Origin of the sequence: Thioalkalivibrio sp. ALE17 (genome assembly GCF_000425605.1) — a bacterium.
Taxonomy (GTDB): Bacteria; Pseudomonadota; Gammaproteobacteria; order Ectothiorhodospirales; family Ectothiorhodospiraceae; genus Thioalkalivibrio.
Genome location: NZ_KE384404.1, coordinates 62501 through 79508 on the forward strand (window position 1 = coordinate 62501; position 17008 = coordinate 79508).

Sequence of the window (17008 nt, forward strand, 5' to 3'; positions counted from 1 at the left end):
AATCGCCGATCAGGAACAGGATATGGTGCCCCAGATCCTGCAGCTGGCGCAGCTTGTTGATCAGCACCGTATGGCCCAGGTGCAAGTCCGGGGCGGTGGGGTCGAATCCCGCCTTGATCCGCAAGGGGCGGCCCGTCTTGAGACGCTCGACGAGGTCGTCCTCGAGCAGGATTTCATCGGCGCCGCGACGAATCACGGCCAGCTGGTCTTCGAGTTCCATGTCGCCCCTTGTTCGAGATCGGAGAACCGGCCGGGCGGGCCGGACGCGCGCAAGGATACCGCGAGGCCCGGACAGACGCGAAACACGGCCGTGGTCCAGAATGGGTCCAACACGGCCTGAGGAACACGCGCATGACACAACGCTTTATCGGATTGATGTCCGGCACCAGCCGGGACGGCGTGGACGCCGTCCTCACCGAGATCCGCGAGGACGGGGCCGTCACCGTCGTGGATCACTGCCAGCTGGACTACCCCGACGATCTGGCCCTGGAACTGGCGACCGCCGCCACCAGCGAGGCCCTGCAATACCGGCACCTCGGGATGCTGGACGCACGTGTGGGGATGCTGTTCGCCCGCGCGGTCCAGACCCTGCTCGACCAGACCGGCCTGGCACCCGGCGCTATTCGCGCGATCGGCAGTCACGGACAGACCGTTCACCACGCCCCGGACGCCGAACCGCCCTTCACCTGGCAGATCGGAGATCCGTTCCGTATTGCGGAGGCCACAGGGATCGACACCGTGGCCCAGTTTCGCCCGCGCGACATCGCCGCCGGGGGCGAGGGTGCCCCGCTGGCCTGCGGCTTTCATGCGATGCAGTTCGGCGCACCGGACGAGACGCGCGCGGTGCTGAACCTCGGAGGCATCGCCAACGTCACCTGGCTGCCACCCGGGGCACCCGTGATCGGCTTCGACTGCGGACCCGCCAATACCCTGATGGACGACTGGAACCGGCGCCACCACTCGACCCCGTTCGACCGGGATGGTGACTGGGCACGCAGCGGAACACCCGACCCCGAGCTACTGGCCCGACTGCTGGAGGACCCGTTCTTCCGGCGCCCCCCGCCCAAGAGCACGGGACCAGAGTACTTTTCCCCCGCGTGGCTGCGCCATGTCGCGGGTGACCGCCTCGACCAGCTCCGGCCCGAGGACCTCCAGGCCACCCTGGCCGAACTGACGGTGGAAGGCGTACGCCGCGCCCTGACGCATCTGGATCCGCAGCCGCCCGCCCGCCTGCTGGTGTGTGGCGGCGGCGCGCACAACCGCTACCTGATGCAGCGCCTGGCGCAGGCTCTGCCCGATACCCGCGTGGAGTCCACCGAACGCCATGGCATCCCTCCGCAACAGGTGGAAGGCGCCGCATTTGCGTGGCTGGCGGCCCGCACCCTTGCGGGGGAGCCCGGCAACCTTCCCGAGGTAACCGGTGCACGTGGGCCGCGGGTACTCGGCTGCATCATCCCCGGCCACGCCCGCCCCACCGACCCCGCGGACCAGGGGCGGTAACAAAAAAGGCCCGATCCACCGGATCGGGCCTTCGCCTGACTCGCTTGCGGTCGGCTTCAGACCGAGAAGCTGGAGCCGCAGCCGCAGGTCGTGGTGGCGTTCGGGTTGCGGATGACGAACTGCGCGCCCTCCAGACCCTCGGTGTAGTCGATCTCGGCGCCGGCCAGATACTGGAAGCTCATCGGGTCGATCAGCAGGGTCACCCCGCCATTCTCGACCACGGTGTCGCCATCACCCACGGTTTCGTCAAAGGTGAAGCCGTACTGGAAGCCGGAGCAACCGCCGCCGCTGACGAACACGCGCAGCTTCAGGTTGTCGTTGTTCTCTTCCTCGATCAGCCCCTTCACCTTGGTGGCCGCGGCATCGGTAAAGATCAGCGGGCTGGGGATTTCGATGTCCATTTCCGCTTCGGACGTCATGGGCTCGGACATTCGGGGCCTCCTGTAATAATCATTTTCATTCACGCTACGGAAGACTGAGCCCCAGAGTCAAGAATGCCCACCTTCCGTGGGATTGGTCAGGGCCTGGGTCTCGCCAGGCCCCTCCAGTTCACCCTGGAGCGGGTGATCCACCCGCTTGAGCAGGCCGTCGATCTGCGCGCCTTCCGCCATCTGCAGCATGGTGTAGTAGAGATTGCCCACCAGACGGGCCGTCTCGCCGAGTTCCACATGCTCGCCTACATGGACATCGCCCTGCACCTCTCCGTTCATCAGCAGGTGCGGGACCGCGATATGGCCCTCGATCACGCCCCCGTCCGCCACCACCAGAACGGCGGAAGGATCGGTGGTGGCCCGGATATCGCCGATCACGCGACCCTCGATGTGCAACCCGCCCCCGAACTCGACATCGCCATGGATCACCGTATTGCGCCCAACCAGCGTGTCCACCTTGCCCGCCCGGCGGCCCTTCTTGCGTCCCATCATTGCATGCCCTCCAGCAGGCGATCCCAGTCGGCCCGTTCGGAAACCGGATCCAGTTCCTCGTCATCTTCGGCGCTCGCGCGCAACGTCAGGTGCTGCGGCTCGAAGCCCTCCGGCAGCCGGATCCGGACGCGCTGATGCCGCAGCAACCGCAGCTCTTCCAGCGTACGCCCGGAATCCAGCCCCAGCGCCTCGGCATCCAGGGTGCTCGGCTCTTCCGCGTCCGCCGCGAGGCCGTCCACCTCCAGCGACCAGCGCAGATCCACCGAGCGGCCCAGCCCCGGACGGTAAAGCTGAAAGCTGACATCGAACACACCGGACTGCCCGGTCGGCTGCAACCGGAGGGCCCGGATGCCCAGACCGTCCTCGCCCGAGCCTTCCGCGAGACGCTGATAAAACGCCAGTTCGTCGCGCAACGTCTGCAGTTCTTTCTCCTGGCGCTCGATGTCACCGGCATAGGCCGCCAGCTCGGCCTCCTTGATTGCCAGGTGCTGCTCGGCGCGGCGCAGCGCCTCCTCGGCGGTCTGGCGCGCGGCGACCTCCCGCTCCAGGTCCGCCCGCAGGGCGTCGATCCCTGCCTGCGGTTCCACACCCGCCGTCCCGTCGTGTCGCTCGCTGGCCAGCCAGCCCAGTCCCCCGGCGACCGCAGCCAGGACCAGCGCGATTGTCAGCAGGCCGGCCCACCACGTTCCGCGGCGCCGTCCGGACGCCCGCCGCCGAGCCGGGATCCGCGGCCGCCGGGGCAGACGCGGCACCGGAATACTCATACGGCCAGACCCGGCATCAGGGAAAGACCGGCAGCGCGTCCAGGCCTGCGGTTTCCGGCTGGCCAAACATCAGGTTCATGTTCTGCACGGCCTGCCCGGCCGCGCCCTTCACCAGGTTGTCAATCACCGAAAGCACCATCAGTCGACCGGAATGCGGCGGCTGCGCCAGCGCCACCCGACAGACATTGGTGCCGCGCACACTGGAGGTCTGCGGATGGGCCCCGGGCGACAGCACGTCGACAAACGGCTCGTCGCGGTAGCGCTGCTCGAAACAGACCTGCCAGTCCGCATCCGCCGCCAGCGGGCGCAGATAGAGGGTCGCGTGAATCCCGCGCGTCATGGGCACCAGATGCGGCTGGAAGATCAGCCCCACGGACTGCCCGGCCACCCCGCTCAGCGTCTGATGGATCTCCGGCCAGTGCCGGTGCCCGCCGCTGGCGTAGGCACGAAAGTCCTCCTGCACCTCGGCGAACAGCCCGCCGATCTGCGCCTTGCGCCCAGCCCCGCTGACACCGCTCTTGGCATCCGCGATCACGTCCGCCGGATCGATCAGGCCGGCCTCCAGCAGGGGCAGAACCGCAAGCGTCACGGCCGTCGGATAACAGCCCGGCACCGCGATCAGGCGGGCATCGCGGATGAGCGTCCGGTTCAGCTCGGGCAGGCCGTACACGGCCTCGCCCAGATACTCGGGCGCGCCATGGGCCTGCCCGTACCACTGCGCCCACAGATCGGGATCGCGGATGCGGAAATCCGCCGACAGATCGATGATGCGCGTGCCCCGCTCCAGCAGGGGCGCGGCCAGCGCGTGGGCCACCCCGTGCGGGGTCGCGAAAAAGACCACGTCGCACTCGCCCAGGGTAGCCTCATCCGGCGCCTGAAACACCGCGTCGACCGCGCCACGCAGGCTCGGGAACAGTTCGGCCACGGGCGTGCCCGCCTCGCCCCGCGAGGTCACCACCTGCAGATCGGCCGCCGGGTGCCGCGCCAGCAGGCGCAGCAATTCCACACCGGTATAGCCGGTGGCACCGACAACCCCGATGCGGATGGGTTTGCTGTTGGTTGCATTCGTCATGCTGCGGCATGATACCGCCTTGGCCGGGGCCACGGAACGCACGCCCGCCCTGCCAGTCCACATTTGCAGGCTATTCGATCAACGGATCACACCTCATGAGCAAAGTCAGGATCGACCGCAAGGCCATCTTCGGAGGCATCTTCATCATCGCGCTGGTCGCCATTGCCGCGACCATCTGGCTGACCGACGACGGCATGCGCCCGGCGCCCGCCTTCGCCGCCACCACACTGGATGGCGAACAGGTGTCGCTGGAGGACTACGAGGGACGGCCGGTGATGATCTCGTTCTGGGCCACCAACTGTCCCTCCTGCATTCGCGAGATCCCGGAACTGATCCACCTGCACGAGACCTACGCGGACAAGGGATTCGAGCTGCTCGCGGTCGCGCTGTCCTACGACCCGATCAACCGCGTGGAGGCCATGCGCGAGGATCGCGGGATGCCCTACAAGGTCATCCACGACAGCGACGATGCCTTTTCCCAGGCCTACGGCGGCGTACGCCTTACGCCGACCACCTTCCTGATCTCGCCGAATGGCCGCATCGTCTATCAGAAGCTGGGCGACCCGGACTTCGAACAGATCGAACGCCACCTGGAACGCTGGCTCTCGTAAGCCCGGCACCGCCCGACGAGAAGGACCTCCATGCAAGCGTACAACTGGTTCCTAAGCCTGCACGTGATCTTCATGGTCACCTGGTTCGCCGGGCTGTTCTATCTGCCCCGCCTGTTCGTCTATCACGCGATGACCGAGGACGCCCTGGGCCACGAGCGCTTCAAGATCATGGAGCGCAAGCTGTTCTACGGGATCATGACCCCCGGCGCCCTGATCACCATTGCCTTCGGCGTGGCCATGCTGGTGGATCGCTCGTTCTACCTGGCCGAGCCGTGGATGCACTTCAAGCTGACCCTGATCGCGATCCTGGTCGCTTATCACGTCTGGTGCGGCAAGATCGTGCGCGACTTCCGCGACGACCTGAACCGTCGCGATCACACCTGGTATCGCTGGTTCAACGAGGTGCCGGTCCCCATCCTGGTGGGCGCGGTGGTGTTGGTGATCAACCGCTCGATCCCCGACGCCCTGATCGCCATCGGGGTGGTGCTCGGGATCTTCCTGCTGAGCGCGCTGATCGCGCTGTGGCGGACCAGCCGCAACGGATAGCGGGCCCCCCGGACAACCGCGGGCGCCGGAACACGGACTCCCGGCGTCAGGTCTTGCCGGCGCGCACCAGGCCGCCCAACCCCGCCTGGACCAGGGCGTTATTGAGCAGCGAGCGGATCTGGTCGGCGTTCTCCAGCAGCCGGCATTGCGCCAGCAGCGCCTCGGCGCGGTCGGTGGAGAAGCTGCGGATCACCCATTTCACCCGCGGGATCGAGGAAACGCTGACGCTCAGGCTGTCGATCCCCATCCCCAGCAGCAGGATCACTGCGGCCGGGTCGGCCGCCATCTCCCCGCACACGCTGACCGGCTTGCCGGCCCGGTGGGAGCCCTCGGTGATCGTCTCCAGCGCGTGGATACAGGCCGGGTGCAGGGTGTCGTAGAGGTGCGCCACGCGGGCGTTGTTGCGATCCACCGCCAGCAGGTACTGGACCAGGTCATTGGTGCCCACCGAAAGAAAATCCACCCGCCGGGCGAGCATCTCCGACATGTAGACCGCCGCCGGCACCTCCACCATGACGCCGATCCGCGGCATCGGGATGCGGAAGCCCTCGTCCAGGAGTTCCTCACGCGCCCGGTTGAGCAGGCTCATCGAACCCTTCAATTCATCCAGCGCCGAGATCATCGGGAACAGGATCTGCAGGTTGTCGTGTGACCGGCTCGCCTTGAGCATCGCCCGCAGCTGGGTCAGGAAGATCTCCGGGTGGTCCAGCGAGATGCGGATGCCGCGCCAGCCGAGGAACGGGTTGTCCTCCTTGACCGGGAAGTACGGCAGGGCCTTGTCGCCGCCGATATCCAGGGTCCGCAGGGTCACCGGCATGGGATCGAAGGAGGCGAGCACCTGCTCGTACAGCTGGACCTGCTCCTCCTCGCCGGGGAAGCGGTCGCGGATCATGAACGGGACCTCGGTGCGGTACAGCCCCACCCCCTCGGCCCCGGACTCCAGCGACGGCTTGATGTCCGCCAGCAGCCCGGAATTCGCCAGCACCGGCACGGCGACCCCGTCCCGGGTCTCGGCCGCGTCCTTGGCCAGCGCACGCAGGTCCTCCGCCAGCTCGCGCTCCTCGCGCACCAGACGCTCGAACTCCGCGCGCAACTCGGCGTTGGGGTTCACGAACAGCCGGCCGCGATAGCCGTCGACCAGGATCTCGCGCCCCTCCAGCCGGCCCACAGGGAGCTCGGACACCCCCATGACCGCCGGGATGTTCAGCGCGCGCGCGAGGATCGCGATATGCGAGGAACCGGTCCCCTTGGCCGAGACCATCGCCCCCAGCCGCTCGATCGGCACCTCCGCCAGGTGCGACGCGGTCAGGTCGTCCCCGACCAGGATGCCGCCCTCGGGAAACTCGTCCTGGCTGCGATCCGCCGGCAGCAGATGCGACAGCACGCGCCGACCGAGGTCCCGCACGTCGGCCGCGCGCTCACGCAGGTACGGGTCCTCCATGTCCTCGAACACCCGCACGCTCTCGCGCACCGTGTCGCGCAGCGCGGCGGGCGCCCACTGGCCGTTGCGGATGCGCGCCTCGGTCTTGTGCACCAGCGAGTCGGACCCCAGCAGCATCAGGTAGGCATCGAACAGCACCTGCTCGTCCGGCCCCAGGGCCTCGCCCATACGCTGCTTCAGGTCCTCGATCTCGGTGCGCGTCTCCGCGACCGCCTGCTTGAAGTGCTCCAGCTCGCCGTCCACCCCGGCACTCTCGCGATCCGGGATGGAATCGAGATCGGCCAGCCGGTAGGCCACCACGGCGCGCCCGATGGCTACGCCGGGCGAGCCGGCGATGCCGGTGGCCTCGACGTTCACATGACCGATCAGCGGGGTCTCGGAGGAGATCTCGTCGTTGAACTCGGCGTAGGCGATCGCCCCGGCCAGCTGCGCGGCCAGGGTGATCAGGAAGGAGACGTGTTCGTCATCGAACTTGCGCGCCTGGTGCTGCTGCACCACCAGCACGCCCAGCAGGCTGCGCTGATGGATGATCGGCACGCCCAGGAACGCGAGGAAGTGCTCCTCGCCGGTCTCCGGGAAGTAGCGAAAGCGCGGGTGATCCTGGGCGCTGTCGAGGTTGACCGGCTCGGCGCGCGAGGCGACCAGACCGACCAGGCCTTCCGACGGGTCCATCTCGACCTGCCCCACCGATTCCGAACGCAGACCTTCCGAGGCCATCAGCACCAGGCGCCCGGACTGTGGCGACTTCAGGTAAATCGAGCAGACATCGATCTCCAGCGCCGCCTTCACCCGCGTGACGATGATGTGCAGTGCTTCGAAGAAATCGGCCGCACCATTGACCTCCTGCACCACGCGGCGCAGGACCTCGAGCATCGAGGGCTGCTTCGGGACCGTCAACGCGACGACACCGACGGGCGGTTCAGCGAGGGTTCCGGGGTGCGGCTATCGGAACCGCGGGCGCGCCCCTGATCCAGCTCGGGGAACATCAGCGGCACCAGTTCGCACAGCGCCCGGCGGTAGACCTGGCGCTTGAAGTGCACGACCTCGCGCGCCGGGCGCCAGTAATCGATCCAGCGCCAGTCATCGAATTCCGGGGTTTCCATTGCATTCAGCACCACGTCGTTCTCATCTCCGACCATGCGCAGCAGGAACCAGCGCTGCTTCTGGCCGATGCAGACCGGGCGTTGATGGCGCCGGACCATGCGCTCCGGCAGGCGATAGCGCAGCCAATGGCGGGTAGCGCCCAGCACCTCGACGTGCCGGGGGAACAGGCCGGTCTCCTCGCGCAACTCGCGGTACATCGCCTCTTCCGGCGTTTCTTCCGCGTGCACGCCCCCCTGGGGGAATTGCCAGGCCTCCTGACCGACCCGCTTGCCCCAGAACAGCTGTCTTTCCGCGTTGCACAGGATGATGCCTACGTTTGCGCGATACCCGTCACAATCAATCACTTGCATCAGCCAGACGCTTTTCTATTACTGGCATTGTTCCACAGCGGACGCCCTGGCGGCAAAGCCCCTACCCGGCCTCCGGTGCGGGCCCGACGGGGGATGCGAGGCTGCAGGCCGCCACGCCCGCCGGTACACTTTCGCCCGACTCATGCCAACCCGAGAATCACCCCATGGCCCTGGCCCTGTTCGACCTCGACAACACCCTTCTTGCCGGCGATAGCGATCACGCCTGGAACCAGTTCCTGGCCGAGGTGGGCGCCGTGCACCCGACCTGCCACGCCGAGACCAATGACCGCTTCTATCAGGAGTATGTCGCGGGCGTCCTCGACATCCACGAGTTCTGCCGCTTCGCGTTCAGCCCACTGGCCGAGCACCCACGCGCGCAGCTGGAACAATGGCGCGAGCAGTTCATCGAGACGCTGATCCGGCCGATGATCGCCCCCGGCGCCCAGCGTCTGCTGGACAAGCACCGCGAGGCCGGAGACGAGCTGGTCATCATCACCGCGACCAACCAGTTCGTGACCCAGCCGATTGCCGACCTCCTCGGCGTGGACCACTTGATCGCCACCCTGGCGGAGGAACGCGAAGACGGGGAGTTCACCGGCGAACTGACCGGCGTGCCCTGCTTTCAGGAGGGCAAGATCGAGCGCCTGCGCCAGCACCTCGCCGATCACCCGGATCCCGAGGGCACCATCACGCAGGCCAGCTTCTACAGCGACTCGCGCAACGACATCCCCCTGCTGGAGCAGGTCGGCCGCCCGGTGGCCGTGGACCCGGACCCCACCCTCGCGGAACATGCCCGCAACAAGGGCTGGCCGGTCATCTCGCTGCGCGACCCCGACAGCGCAGCTTAAGGCGCTACCAGACGCTTCGCGCCCTTGGCACGGCGAGCTGATTTCACCACGAAGCACACGAAGACACGAAGAAAATCAAAGGAAGGCTCGACGGATCGAATTGATTGGACCGAGCGAAGGGTACAAGCCGCGCCCTGGGACACGTTACCTGCACACACCCCCAGAAACCACCAGCCGCCAGCCCCCAGCAAAAACGCTCAATCTTCGTCGTGGCCTCGGTGCACTCTGTGGTACAAACGCCCTGCGCCCTTTCTTCGTGTCTTCGTGCGCTTCGTGGTGCAACCGCCCTTGACCTTTATAGTGCTGACGCCGCCTGGCGCGTAGAGCGATCCGCGTTACTCAAAGACCGCCGCGATCTGCGCCAGGCGCTGGCCAGCCGGGGTATCCCCCTTGCCGGCGGCCACGACCGCATCGCGGTAGCCGGTCACCAGCTCCGGCACCACGGCCGTCACCTGCTTGCGGCGCAGACGCCCGGCGCCGGTGACCGGCCAGGTCGCGCGGAAGTCGCAGTTGTCGAGCGCATCGCAGACCCACAGGCTCCACTCATGCCGCGTCACGTCGATCTCGTGCTGGCGGATCACCAGGCGATAGACATGCTGGGCATTCATGTCCGCCATGCCCACCCCGGGACCCACGTGCTCCACCTGCAGCTCGGCGGCGATCCGGTTGATCTCCTGCTCCAGCGCGGCCAGGGCCTGGTCGACCTCCGCATTCAGCGTACCGCCGGCCTTCGCGGCGGCGACCAGGGGACGGATGGACTCGACTTCGAACTCGTGGCTCATGCTGCGTACACTCCCGGGATTCGGAACAGGAACGCCCCGGGGGTGCCGGGGCGCGCGCAACCTTAGCACGGGAGCCCCCATTCATGAATCATCCCCCGATCGCGCTGACCATTGCCGGCTCCGACCCCGGTGGCGGCGCGGGTCTGCAGGCCGACCTGACCACCTTCACCCGCCTCGGCGTACACGGGGCCACGGCCGTGACCGCGATTACCGTGCAGGACACCCGCAACGTGGTGGATTTCACCGTGCTGCCACCGGAGCAGCTGCGCGCCCAGATCGAGGTCACCCTAGCCGATCTCGAGGTGGCGGCGATCAAGATCGGCATGCTCGGCTCGGTGGAGAATGTCACCGTCGTCTCCGCACTGCTGGGCGCACACCCGCACATCCCGGTGGTACTGGACCCGGTGATGGTCGCCGGCGGCGGCGGGGCGCTGGCCACCGAGGCGGTCGTCGACGCCACGCGCGAGGCCCTGCTGCCGCGCGCCACGCTGATCACCCCGAACGGACCCGAGGCCGCGCGCCTGGCCCGCAGCGAGGACCCCGCGCAGTGGGGCCACCAGCTGCGCCAGCTGGGCGCGCGCAACGTGCTGGTCACCGGCGGGCACGAGGGCACCGAACAGGACCCGATCATCAATCGCCTCTACCGCGAGGACGACCACGTGCGCCCGTTCGAGCTGCCACGCCACCCGGCCGGCTTCCACGGCTCCGGCTGCACCCTGGCCGCGGCGATCGCCGCCTTCCTCGCCCGTGGCCGCGATATCGAGCCAGCCGTAATCGAGGCCCAGGCCTTCATGAACGATGCCATCGCCCGTGGCTACGCCCCCGGTCACGGCCAGCACATCCCCAACCGCTTGTGCCCGCATGACGACTGACAGCCGAGCGCCCCTGCGCGGGCTTTACTTCATCACCCCCGCGGTACCGGAGGGCGCGGACCCGCGCGCCACCCACCTCGCCCATGCCGAGGCCGCGCTGCGCGGCGGTGCGCGCCTGATCCAGTTCCGTGACAAGGAGCTCGCGGGCAAAGCGCGCGAGGCGATCGCCCGCGAGCTGGTCGCCCTCACCCACACGCACGGCGCGCGCTGCATCATCAACGACGACACCGAGCTGGCCGCGCGCATCCAGGCCGACGGCGTGCACCTGGGCCGCGACGATCCGGACCCGAGCGCGGCCCGCACGCTCCTGGGGCCGGACGCAGTCGTCGGGGTCTCCTGCTACAACGAACTGGCACCCGCCGAAGCTGCCGCCCGGGCCGGTGCGAGCTATGTCGCCTTCGGCACCATGTTCGCCTCCCCGACCAAGCCAGAGGCCGCCTTCGCCGGGCCGGAGCTGATCCGCCAGGCGCGCGCGGCCCTGGACCTGCCGATCTGCGGCATCGGCGGCATCACCCCGGACAACGCGGCGGAAGTGGTCGCGGCTGGGGCAGACCTGGTCGCCGTGATCCAGGGCATCAGCGCCGCGCCCGATCCAGAGGCCGCCGCCCGGCGCATCAGCACACTGTTCGACTGACCACTTTGCACCGCCCGGCGGCCGCCGCTATGGTTGCCGGGCCTACCGATTCCATTGAACTACAGGGACACCGTCATGCAGGAAACCGAGCGTCTGTTCGAGGCCGCCAAGCAGCACATCCCCGGGGGCGTGAACTCCCCGGTCCGCGCGTTCAAGGGCGTGGGCGGCACCCCGATCTTCATGGACCGCGCCAACGGCGCCTACATGTGGGACGCCGACGGCCAGCGCTACATCGACTACATCGGCTCCTGGGGCCCGATGGTCGCCGGCCACGCCCACCCCGAGGTGATCGAGGCGGTGCGCGAGGCCTGCAACAACGGCCTGTCCTTCGGCTGCCCGACCCGGCTGGAGAACGACATGGCCGCGAAGGTCTGCGAGCTGGTGCCGTCGATGGACCTGGTACGCATGACCAACTCGGGCTCCGAGGCCACGATGAGCGCGATCCGGCTGGCGCGCGGCTACACCGGGCGCGACCGCATCGTGAAGTTCGAGGGCAACTACCACGGCCATGGCGACTCGCTGCTGGTGAAGGCCGGCTCCGGCGCCCTGACCCTCGGCCAGCCGAGCTCCCCCGGCGTGCCGAAGGAGCTGGCCGCGCTGACCAGCACCCTCACCTATAACGACGCCGACGGCGTGCGTGCCTTCTTTGCCGAGAAGGGCGACGAGGTCGCCTGCATCATCGTCGAGCCGATTGCGGGCAACATGAACTGCATCCCGCCGGAACCGGGCTTTCTCGAGACGTTGCGCGAGGTCTGCGACCAGCACGGCGCGGTGCTGATCTTCGACGAGGTGATGACCGGCTTCCGCGTCTCGAAGAACTGCGCCCAGGGCTATCTCGGCGTCACCCCGGACCTGACCACGCTGGGCAAGATCATCGGCGGCGGCATGCCGGTGGGGGCCTTCGGTGGCAAGCGCGCGATCATGGAACACCTCTCGCCGCTGGGTCCGGTCTACCAGGCCGGCACCCTGTCCGGAAACCCGATCGCGATGACCGCCGGGCTCAAGACCCTGGAGATCCTGTCCCGTCCGGGCTTCCACGACGAACTGGAGCAGCGCACGAAGAAGGTCGTCGCGGGCTTCGAGGACGCCGCGCGCGAGGCCGGGGTCGCCCTGACCACCAACCAGGTGCCGGGCATGTTCGGCCTGTTCTTCTCGGACCAGAAGGTCACCGACTTCGCCGGGGCCACCGCCTGCGACACCGCCGCCTTCGGCCGCTTCTTCCACGCGATGCTGGGCGAGGGCATCTACCTGGCCCCCAGTGCCTTCGAGGCCGGCTTCATGTCCAACGCCCACTCGGACGCGGACCTCGACGCCACCATCGAGGCCGCCCGCAAGTGCTTCAAAACGCTCTGAGCGCGCTTTCTCCCCCCTGAACAGTGGGCCAGCGCCCCAGCGGTTTGCCGGCCCACTGTTCCCTTACCCACCACCCGGCGCTACGCACGAATGATCGATACGCTGATCCAGTCACCGTTGGCGCTGGGGCTGCTATTTGTGCTTCTGGGGCTGGTCGCCGGCATCCCGGCCGGGATGTTCGGCATCGGCGGCGGGCTGATCCTGGTGCCGGTGTTCGTCGCGATCTTCAGCCTGCTGGCCTTCGACTCGGCCAGCCTGGTACAGCTCGCGGTCGGCTCCTCGCTGGGCGCCATCATCCCGACCGCGATCCTGTCGGCCCGCGCCCACCATCGCCGGGGCGGCGTGGACGGCGCGGCCGTACGCCGGCTGCTGCCCGGCATCATCGTCGGGGCCCTGCTCGGGGCCTGGCTGGCCACGCGCATCGACTCCGACCACCTGGGGCGCATCTTCGGTGCCTTCGAGGTCGCGATCGGGATCTGGATGCTGCTCAACGTTCAGCCGCCGAAGGCGCCCGTGCCGAGGCGCAGCGTCTGGCTGGGAGGCGGCACCGTGATCGGGGCCGTCTCCGCGCTGATCGGCATCGGCGGCGGCACGCTGACCACGCCGTTCCTGGTCAGCCAGGGGCTGGAACTGCGCCGGGCGATCGGCTCCGCCGCAGCCCTCGGCGTGCCGATCTCCATCGGCGCGAGCCTGGTGTTCGCCCTGCCGCAGTGGACCGATCCAACCTACCAGGCGCCGGAGTGGGCGCTGGGCTATCTCTATCTGCCGGCCATCCTCGGCGTGGTGATCGGCACGGCCATCAGCGTACGTGCAGGTGTCTGGCTCACGCATCACCTGCCCGTCGCCATCCTCCGCCGCGGCTTCGCCGGCGTCCTGATCCTCGCCGGCATCCTGATGCTCCTGCGCTAACGCGCGGGCTTCGCCACGCACTTCTAAACACTTCCTGGCCCGTTATCTGGTGTTTATGGGGCTTCGTCGGGCCGCCCTCCCTGCTGTGGCTGGTCCCGGTTCGGCATCCAGTGTTTACGTGCCTCCGGTCCACATACTGCCTGGCGCTGACTCGCCAGCGCGCCCCGAGGCACTTTCTTGCTTGCCCAAGAAAGTGAACCGTACCGACTTTTCCGGAGGCTCTGATCCTTGGGAGGATAGAGCGATGAGTGAGACGACACGGTATAGCCCGGAGGTCCGGGAACGGGCGGTGCGGCTGGTGTGGGAACACCAGGAGGAGTATTCGTCGCAGCATGCGGCGATCCAGTCGATTGCACCGAAGATTGGCTGCACGGGCGAGACGCTGCGGCTGTGGGTCCGCCGCGCGGAGCGCGAGCGGGACGATGCCTCGGCGTTGTCGGATAACGAACGGGCACGCCTGAAGGCGCTGGAGCGGGAGAACCGCGAGCTCAAGCGCAGCAACGAGATCCTGCGCAAGGCCTCGGCGTTTTTCGCCCAGGCGGAGCTCGACCGCCACGAGAAGTGATGCGGGCGTTCATCGACGCCCAGCGTGCGGTCTACGGGGTCGAGCCGATCTGCCGCGAGTTGCCGATCGCCCCGTCGACCTACTACGAGCACAAGGCCCGGGAACGGGATCCCGGGCGGCTTCCCGCCCGCGTCCGGCAGGACGCGGCGCTGGACGCGAAGATCCACGACGTCTGGGAAGACAACTTCAGGGTCTACGGTGTGCGCAAGGTCTGGCATGCCCTCCGGCTGGAGGGCTGCGACGTCGCGCGTTGCAGCGTGGCGCGGCGGATGCGCGCCCTGGGTCTGCGCGGGGTGACGCGGGGCAAGGCCCCGCGCACCACCCGTCCGGCGCTCGGGATCGCGCTCCCGCCGGATCATGTCGGACGGTGCTTCCGGGTCAAGCGTCCGAACGCCCTGTGGGTGGCGGATATCACCTACATGCCCACGGCGCGAGAGGGCTTCGTCTACACGGCCTTCATCACCGATGCGTTCGCCCGCCGCATCGTGGGCTGGCGCGTCAGTCGGAGCCTGCGTACCGACCTGACCCTGGAGGCTCTGGAACAGGCGCTGCAGGCCCGGATGGGACGGGGCACGCCGCGTCCCATCCATCACAGCGATCGCGGCGTGCAATACGTATCGGTGCGTTACACCGACCGCCTCGGAGAAGCCGGGCTCCAGCCCTCGGTGGGCCGGGTCGGTGACTCCTACGACAACGCCCTGGCGGAGACCATCAACGGGCTGTACAAGACCGAGGTCCGGGCCTACTGGGGACGTCTTAACGATCGACGCGACGTCGAGTGGGCTACGCTCCAGTGGGTCGACTGGTTCAACCGGCGACGCCTGTTGGAATCCAACGGGTATCGACCGCCGGCAATCATCGAAGCGCAGTACCATCAACAAGTTCAGGGGTCCGTTCGTGCAGCGTGACCCAAACCAACGGGTCTCCGGGAAACCCGGGGCGGTTCAAAAGTGCCCAAAGAAGGGCACCCGGATTCCGCCCGGGAACCTTGCTCCAGGGCCCTCGGGCCGGCGGCGCTGAACTCGCTACGCCTTCGGCTGCGCTCAGACATCCAGCGCCTTCTCCCGGCCCGAGCACCCTTCCGCAAGGGGCTCCATACGGGAGGGGAAGGTCAAAACCGAACGTATTCCCGCGTTTGCGCCTCACCATATACAACGCCGCCCGAAAGCCCCCGGCGCCCGCTCGCGGGCGCGGCACGCAACGGCCAAAGGCCGAGCGTGCCCAGATGCCGGAAGACCCAGCCTTCATCTATTACCACGAACCTGTGGATCGCTGTTGTCTTGACCTTGAACCCCCGTTGTCGTCGCGCCGAGTGGAGAGGGTTTTCGTGGGGAAAAGGCGCTGGATGTCTGAGCGGAGCCGAAGGCGCAGCGAGTTCAGCGCCGCCCGCGAAAACCCTCGGAGCGAGGGAAACCCCGGCCCGCGCAGCGGGCCGGGGTCGCGGCAGTCGGGCGTGTTTCTTGGTGACTTCTTTGCACGAGCAAAGAAGTCACTCGGGGCGCGCTGGCGAGTCAGCGCCTGGCAGTATGTGGACCGGAGCCACCGTAAACACCGGATGCCGAACCAGGACCAGCCACAGCCAGACGGCGGGGGAAGCCCCAAAGGTCAGGCGATGAGATGGGTGGCGAGGGCAAACCACAGCGGCAGGGTGATCAGCGACAGCGCCGTCGTCAGCGTCACCGCCGCCGCATAGAGCCCGGTATCCAGCCGGAACCGATCACAGAACACCAGCCCCAGCACCATCGCCGGCATCGCCGCCTCCAGTACCGACCCGACACCGGGCACCCCCTCGAGCCCCGTCCACAACACCAGCCCGAGGGCAAAAACGGGAGCCAGGACCAGCTGGACCACGGCCACCACCGCCAGCGGCCGGGCATCGTGCCCGCGAAAGCGGTTGAACACCAGCGCCAGCCCCAGCGAGAACAGCATCAAGGGCGCCACACTGTCGGCCAGAAACCCGAGAAAGACATCCAGCCAGTCGACCAGCGGGACACCGGCAAGATTCAGCACCACGCCGACCACCGCCGCCCAGATGGACGGCACCGCCGCCAGGGCCCGGAGCGGGCTGCCGCCCCCGTACAGGCGCACGGCCTCGGGATCCCCGTAGCGCCGCGCCAGCAGCACCCCCAGGGTCAGTACCAGCGGCAGACAGGCGAACAGGTCGTACTGGATTGCCACCGCGCGCCCAGGGTCGCCAAACAGGCTGTCGAGTACCGGCAGGCCCAGATAGGTCGCGTTGGGCCAGGCTGCCGCCAGCAGCATCGCGCCAATGGCAGCCCGTTCGGCCATGCACACGCGGCAGGCCAGCAACGTGACCCCGACCATCGCCAGGACCGTAAGGCCCGCCACCAGCGCGATCCGCAGGGAGTCGAGGCCCAGCGGCGCGACCCACAGCACCTGCAGGACGAGCGCCGGCAGCAGCAAGTAGTAAACCAGGGTGGTCAGGACCCGGCGGGTGTGGTCGGCGTCCAGGCCGCCGGGCTGCAGTGCGCGCCATACCACGCCGGCGACGATCAGCGCCCCCATCTGGGTCATCACGCTCAGCATGACGGGCCGGCATCCTGGGGAGAGGAGGGCATGGTGAAGGCATCCTTTCGCGCCTGGAGGCGGGGTCGGGGCGGTCAGCGCCCATTCTACGGCGCCGGCACACGCCCCACACGAAAAAACCCGGCGGGGCGGGCACCCGGCCGGGTTCGGTCCTGCGGGCCAGGGCCCGCAGACGGCAGTCGTCCGG

General features: G+C 68.1%; 18 protein-coding genes, 1 pseudogene and 1 other annotated feature (1 of these 20 only partly in view). Of the genes and pseudogenes, 9 read left to right on the top strand and 10 right to left on the bottom strand.

Annotated elements, in window-relative coordinates; all coding sequences use genetic code 11:
• Positions 1–220: the start of a tyrosine--tRNA ligase gene (gene tyrS / locus H609_RS0111225; protein ID WP_028484977.1), read on the bottom strand. It extends 995 nt beyond the left edge of the window; only the first 220 of its 1215 coding nucleotides appear in the window; it begins with the start codon at positions 218–220; its stop codon lies off the left edge, out of view.
• 131 nt (positions 221–351) lie between these two features.
• Here tyrS and H609_RS0111230 point away from each other — a divergent pair, with 131 nt between their 5' ends.
• Complete coding sequence (locus H609_RS0111230; RefSeq protein ID WP_028484978.1) at positions 352–1500, top strand: anhydro-N-acetylmuramic acid kinase; 1149 nt, start codon at positions 352–354, stop codon at positions 1498–1500.
• A gap of 56 nt (positions 1501–1556) precedes the next feature.
• Here the strand turns inward: H609_RS0111230 and erpA are convergent, their stop codons facing one another.
• From erpA to argC, 4 genes are read right to left on the bottom strand one after another with little or no spacing between them, the layout of a single operon-like run.
• The gene (gene erpA / locus H609_RS0111235) at positions 1557–1931 is read right to left on the bottom strand and encodes an iron-sulfur cluster insertion protein ErpA (RefSeq protein ID WP_018865815.1); all 375 of its coding nucleotides are present in this window, start codon (positions 1929–1931) and stop codon (positions 1557–1559) included.
• Positions 1932–1988: 57 nt separating this feature from the next.
• Entirely contained in the window at positions 1989–2423 is a 435-nt protein-coding gene (locus tag H609_RS0111240) for a polymer-forming cytoskeletal protein (protein ID WP_018877298.1), read from the bottom strand.
• Positions 2420–3175 (bottom strand): DUF6776 family protein, encoded by a 756-nt coding sequence (locus H609_RS0111245; protein WP_018877297.1) that lies wholly within the window; start codon positions 3173–3175, stop codon positions 2420–2422. Before H609_RS0111245 ends, H609_RS0111240 begins: the two co-directional genes overlap by 4 nt.
• Before the next feature lie 28 nt (positions 3176–3203).
• Positions 3204–4259, bottom strand: coding sequence for an N-acetyl-gamma-glutamyl-phosphate reductase (argC, locus tag H609_RS0111250; RefSeq protein WP_028484979.1), 1056 nt, complete (start codon positions 4257–4259; stop codon positions 3204–3206).
• Between the two features lie 95 nt (positions 4260–4354).
• Here argC and H609_RS0111255 point away from each other — a divergent pair, with 95 nt between their 5' ends.
• Entirely contained in the window at positions 4355–4870 is a 516-nt protein-coding gene (locus H609_RS0111255) for a peroxiredoxin (RefSeq protein WP_018865819.1), read from the top strand.
• Positions 4871–4900: 30 nt separating this feature from the next.
• Positions 4901–5416 (top strand): CopD family protein, encoded by a 516-nt coding sequence (locus H609_RS0111260; RefSeq protein WP_018865820.1) that lies wholly within the window; start codon positions 4901–4903, stop codon positions 5414–5416.
• A gap of 46 nt (positions 5417–5462) precedes the next feature.
• On the opposite strand, the gene ptsP is transcribed toward H609_RS0111260, so the two are convergent.
• Both ptsP and H609_RS0111270 read right to left on the bottom strand, forming a co-directional pair.
• Positions 5463–7730 (bottom strand): phosphoenolpyruvate--protein phosphotransferase, encoded by a 2268-nt coding sequence (gene ptsP, locus H609_RS0111265; protein ID WP_018865821.1) that lies wholly within the window; start codon positions 7728–7730, stop codon positions 5463–5465.
• Between the two features lie 20 nt (positions 7731–7750).
• Complete coding sequence (locus tag H609_RS0111270) at positions 7751–8311, bottom strand: RNA pyrophosphohydrolase (protein ID WP_018882488.1); 561 nt, start codon at positions 8309–8311, stop codon at positions 7751–7753.
• 164 nt (positions 8312–8475) lie between these two features.
• Between H609_RS0111270 and H609_RS0111275 the strand changes: the two genes are divergently transcribed.
• On the top strand, positions 8476–9159 hold the full coding sequence (locus H609_RS0111275) for an HAD family phosphatase (RefSeq protein WP_018877293.1): 684 nt from the start codon (positions 8476–8478) through the stop codon (positions 9157–9159).
• A gap of 335 nt (positions 9160–9494) precedes the next feature.
• Here the strand turns inward: H609_RS0111275 and H609_RS0111280 are convergent, their stop codons facing one another.
• Positions 9495–9941: a hypothetical protein gene (locus H609_RS0111280; RefSeq protein WP_018880821.1), complete on the bottom strand. Its 447-nt coding sequence runs from the start codon at positions 9939–9941 to the stop codon at positions 9495–9497.
• Between the two features lie 83 nt (positions 9942–10024).
• On the opposite strand from H609_RS0111280, the gene thiD reads away from it, so the two are divergent.
• The 5 genes from thiD (at position 10025) to H609_RS0111310 (ending at position 15182) form a co-directional block, all read left to right on the top strand.
• Positions 10025–10813: a bifunctional hydroxymethylpyrimidine kinase/phosphomethylpyrimidine kinase gene (gene thiD / locus H609_RS0111285; protein WP_018879971.1), complete on the top strand. Its 789-nt coding sequence runs from the start codon at positions 10025–10027 to the stop codon at positions 10811–10813.
• The gene (thiE, locus tag H609_RS0111290) at positions 10803–11447 is read left to right on the top strand and encodes a thiamine phosphate synthase (RefSeq protein WP_028484980.1); all 645 of its coding nucleotides are present in this window, start codon (positions 10803–10805) and stop codon (positions 11445–11447) included. Before thiD ends, thiE begins: the two co-directional genes overlap by 11 nt.
• Positions 11448–11522: 75 nt before the next feature.
• Positions 11523–12800: a glutamate-1-semialdehyde 2,1-aminomutase gene (hemL, locus tag H609_RS0111295; RefSeq protein WP_018877289.1), complete on the top strand. Its 1278-nt coding sequence runs from the start codon at positions 11523–11525 to the stop codon at positions 12798–12800.
• Between the two features lie 90 nt (positions 12801–12890).
• A complete protein-coding gene (locus tag H609_RS0111300) occupies positions 12891–13709 on the top strand; it encodes a sulfite exporter TauE/SafE family protein (RefSeq protein ID WP_018877288.1) in 819 nt (272 codons plus the stop codon).
• Positions 13710–13953: 244 nt separating this feature from the next.
• A protein-coding gene (locus H609_RS0111310) for an IS3 family transposase (protein WP_155988727.1) occupies positions 13954–15182 on the top strand; the annotation gives its coding sequence in 2 pieces (ribosomal slippage) (positions 13954–14242 and positions 14242–15182; 1230 coding nt in all).
• Positions 14232–14348 (top strand) — a sequence feature (AL1L pseudoknot). Its footprint overlaps the gene before it by 117 nt.
• Positions 15183–15317: 135 nt before the next feature.
• Here H609_RS0111310 and H609_RS14410 read toward each other — a convergent pair.
• Positions 15318–15522, bottom strand: a pseudogene (locus H609_RS14410) (hypothetical protein).
• A 357-nt stretch (positions 15523–15879) separates the two neighbouring features.
• On the bottom strand, positions 15880–16821 hold the full coding sequence (locus H609_RS0111315; protein WP_028484982.1) for an AEC family transporter: 942 nt from the start codon (positions 16819–16821) through the stop codon (positions 15880–15882).
• Positions 16822–17008 lie beyond the last annotated feature (187 nt).

Excerpts from the sequence above, each read along its gene's own strand:
- hemL (WP_018877289.1), top strand. The coding sequence starts at position 11,523 with ATGCAGGAAACCGAGCGTCTGTTCGAGGCCGCCAAGCAGCACATCCCC.
- H609_RS0111315 (WP_028484982.1), bottom strand. The coding sequence starts at position 16,821 with ATGCTGAGCGTGATGACCCAGATGGGGGCGCTGATCGTCGCCGGCGTG.
- H609_RS0111270 (WP_018882488.1), bottom strand. The coding sequence starts at position 8,311 with ATGCAAGTGATTGATTGTGACGGGTATCGCGCAAACGTAGGCATCATC.
- H609_RS0111255 (WP_018865819.1), top strand. The coding sequence starts at position 4,355 with ATGAGCAAAGTCAGGATCGACCGCAAGGCCATCTTCGGAGGCATCTTC.
- thiE (WP_028484980.1), top strand. The coding sequence starts at position 10,803 with ATGACGACTGACAGCCGAGCGCCCCTGCGCGGGCTTTACTTCATCACC.
- H609_RS0111275 (WP_018877293.1), top strand. The coding sequence starts at position 8,476 with ATGGCCCTGGCCCTGTTCGACCTCGACAACACCCTTCTTGCCGGCGAT.
- thiD (WP_018879971.1), top strand. The coding sequence starts at position 10,025 with ATGAATCATCCCCCGATCGCGCTGACCATTGCCGGCTCCGACCCCGGT.
- ptsP (WP_018865821.1), bottom strand. The coding sequence starts at position 7,730 with ATGCTCGAGGTCCTGCGCCGCGTGGTGCAGGAGGTCAATGGTGCGGCC.
- H609_RS0111230 (WP_028484978.1), top strand. The coding sequence starts at position 352 with ATGACACAACGCTTTATCGGATTGATGTCCGGCACCAGCCGGGACGGC.
- argC (WP_028484979.1), bottom strand. The coding sequence starts at position 4,259 with ATGACGAATGCAACCAACAGCAAACCCATCCGCATCGGGGTTGTCGGT.
- H609_RS0111280 (WP_018880821.1), bottom strand. The coding sequence starts at position 9,941 with ATGAGCCACGAGTTCGAAGTCGAGTCCATCCGTCCCCTGGTCGCCGCC.
- H609_RS0111240 (WP_018877298.1), bottom strand. The coding sequence starts at position 2,423 with ATGATGGGACGCAAGAAGGGCCGCCGGGCGGGCAAGGTGGACACGCTG.
- H609_RS0111260 (WP_018865820.1), top strand. The coding sequence starts at position 4,901 with ATGCAAGCGTACAACTGGTTCCTAAGCCTGCACGTGATCTTCATGGTC.
- erpA (WP_018865815.1), bottom strand. The coding sequence starts at position 1,931 with ATGTCCGAGCCCATGACGTCCGAAGCGGAAATGGACATCGAAATCCCC.
- H609_RS0111300 (WP_018877288.1), top strand. The coding sequence starts at position 12,891 with ATGATCGATACGCTGATCCAGTCACCGTTGGCGCTGGGGCTGCTATTT.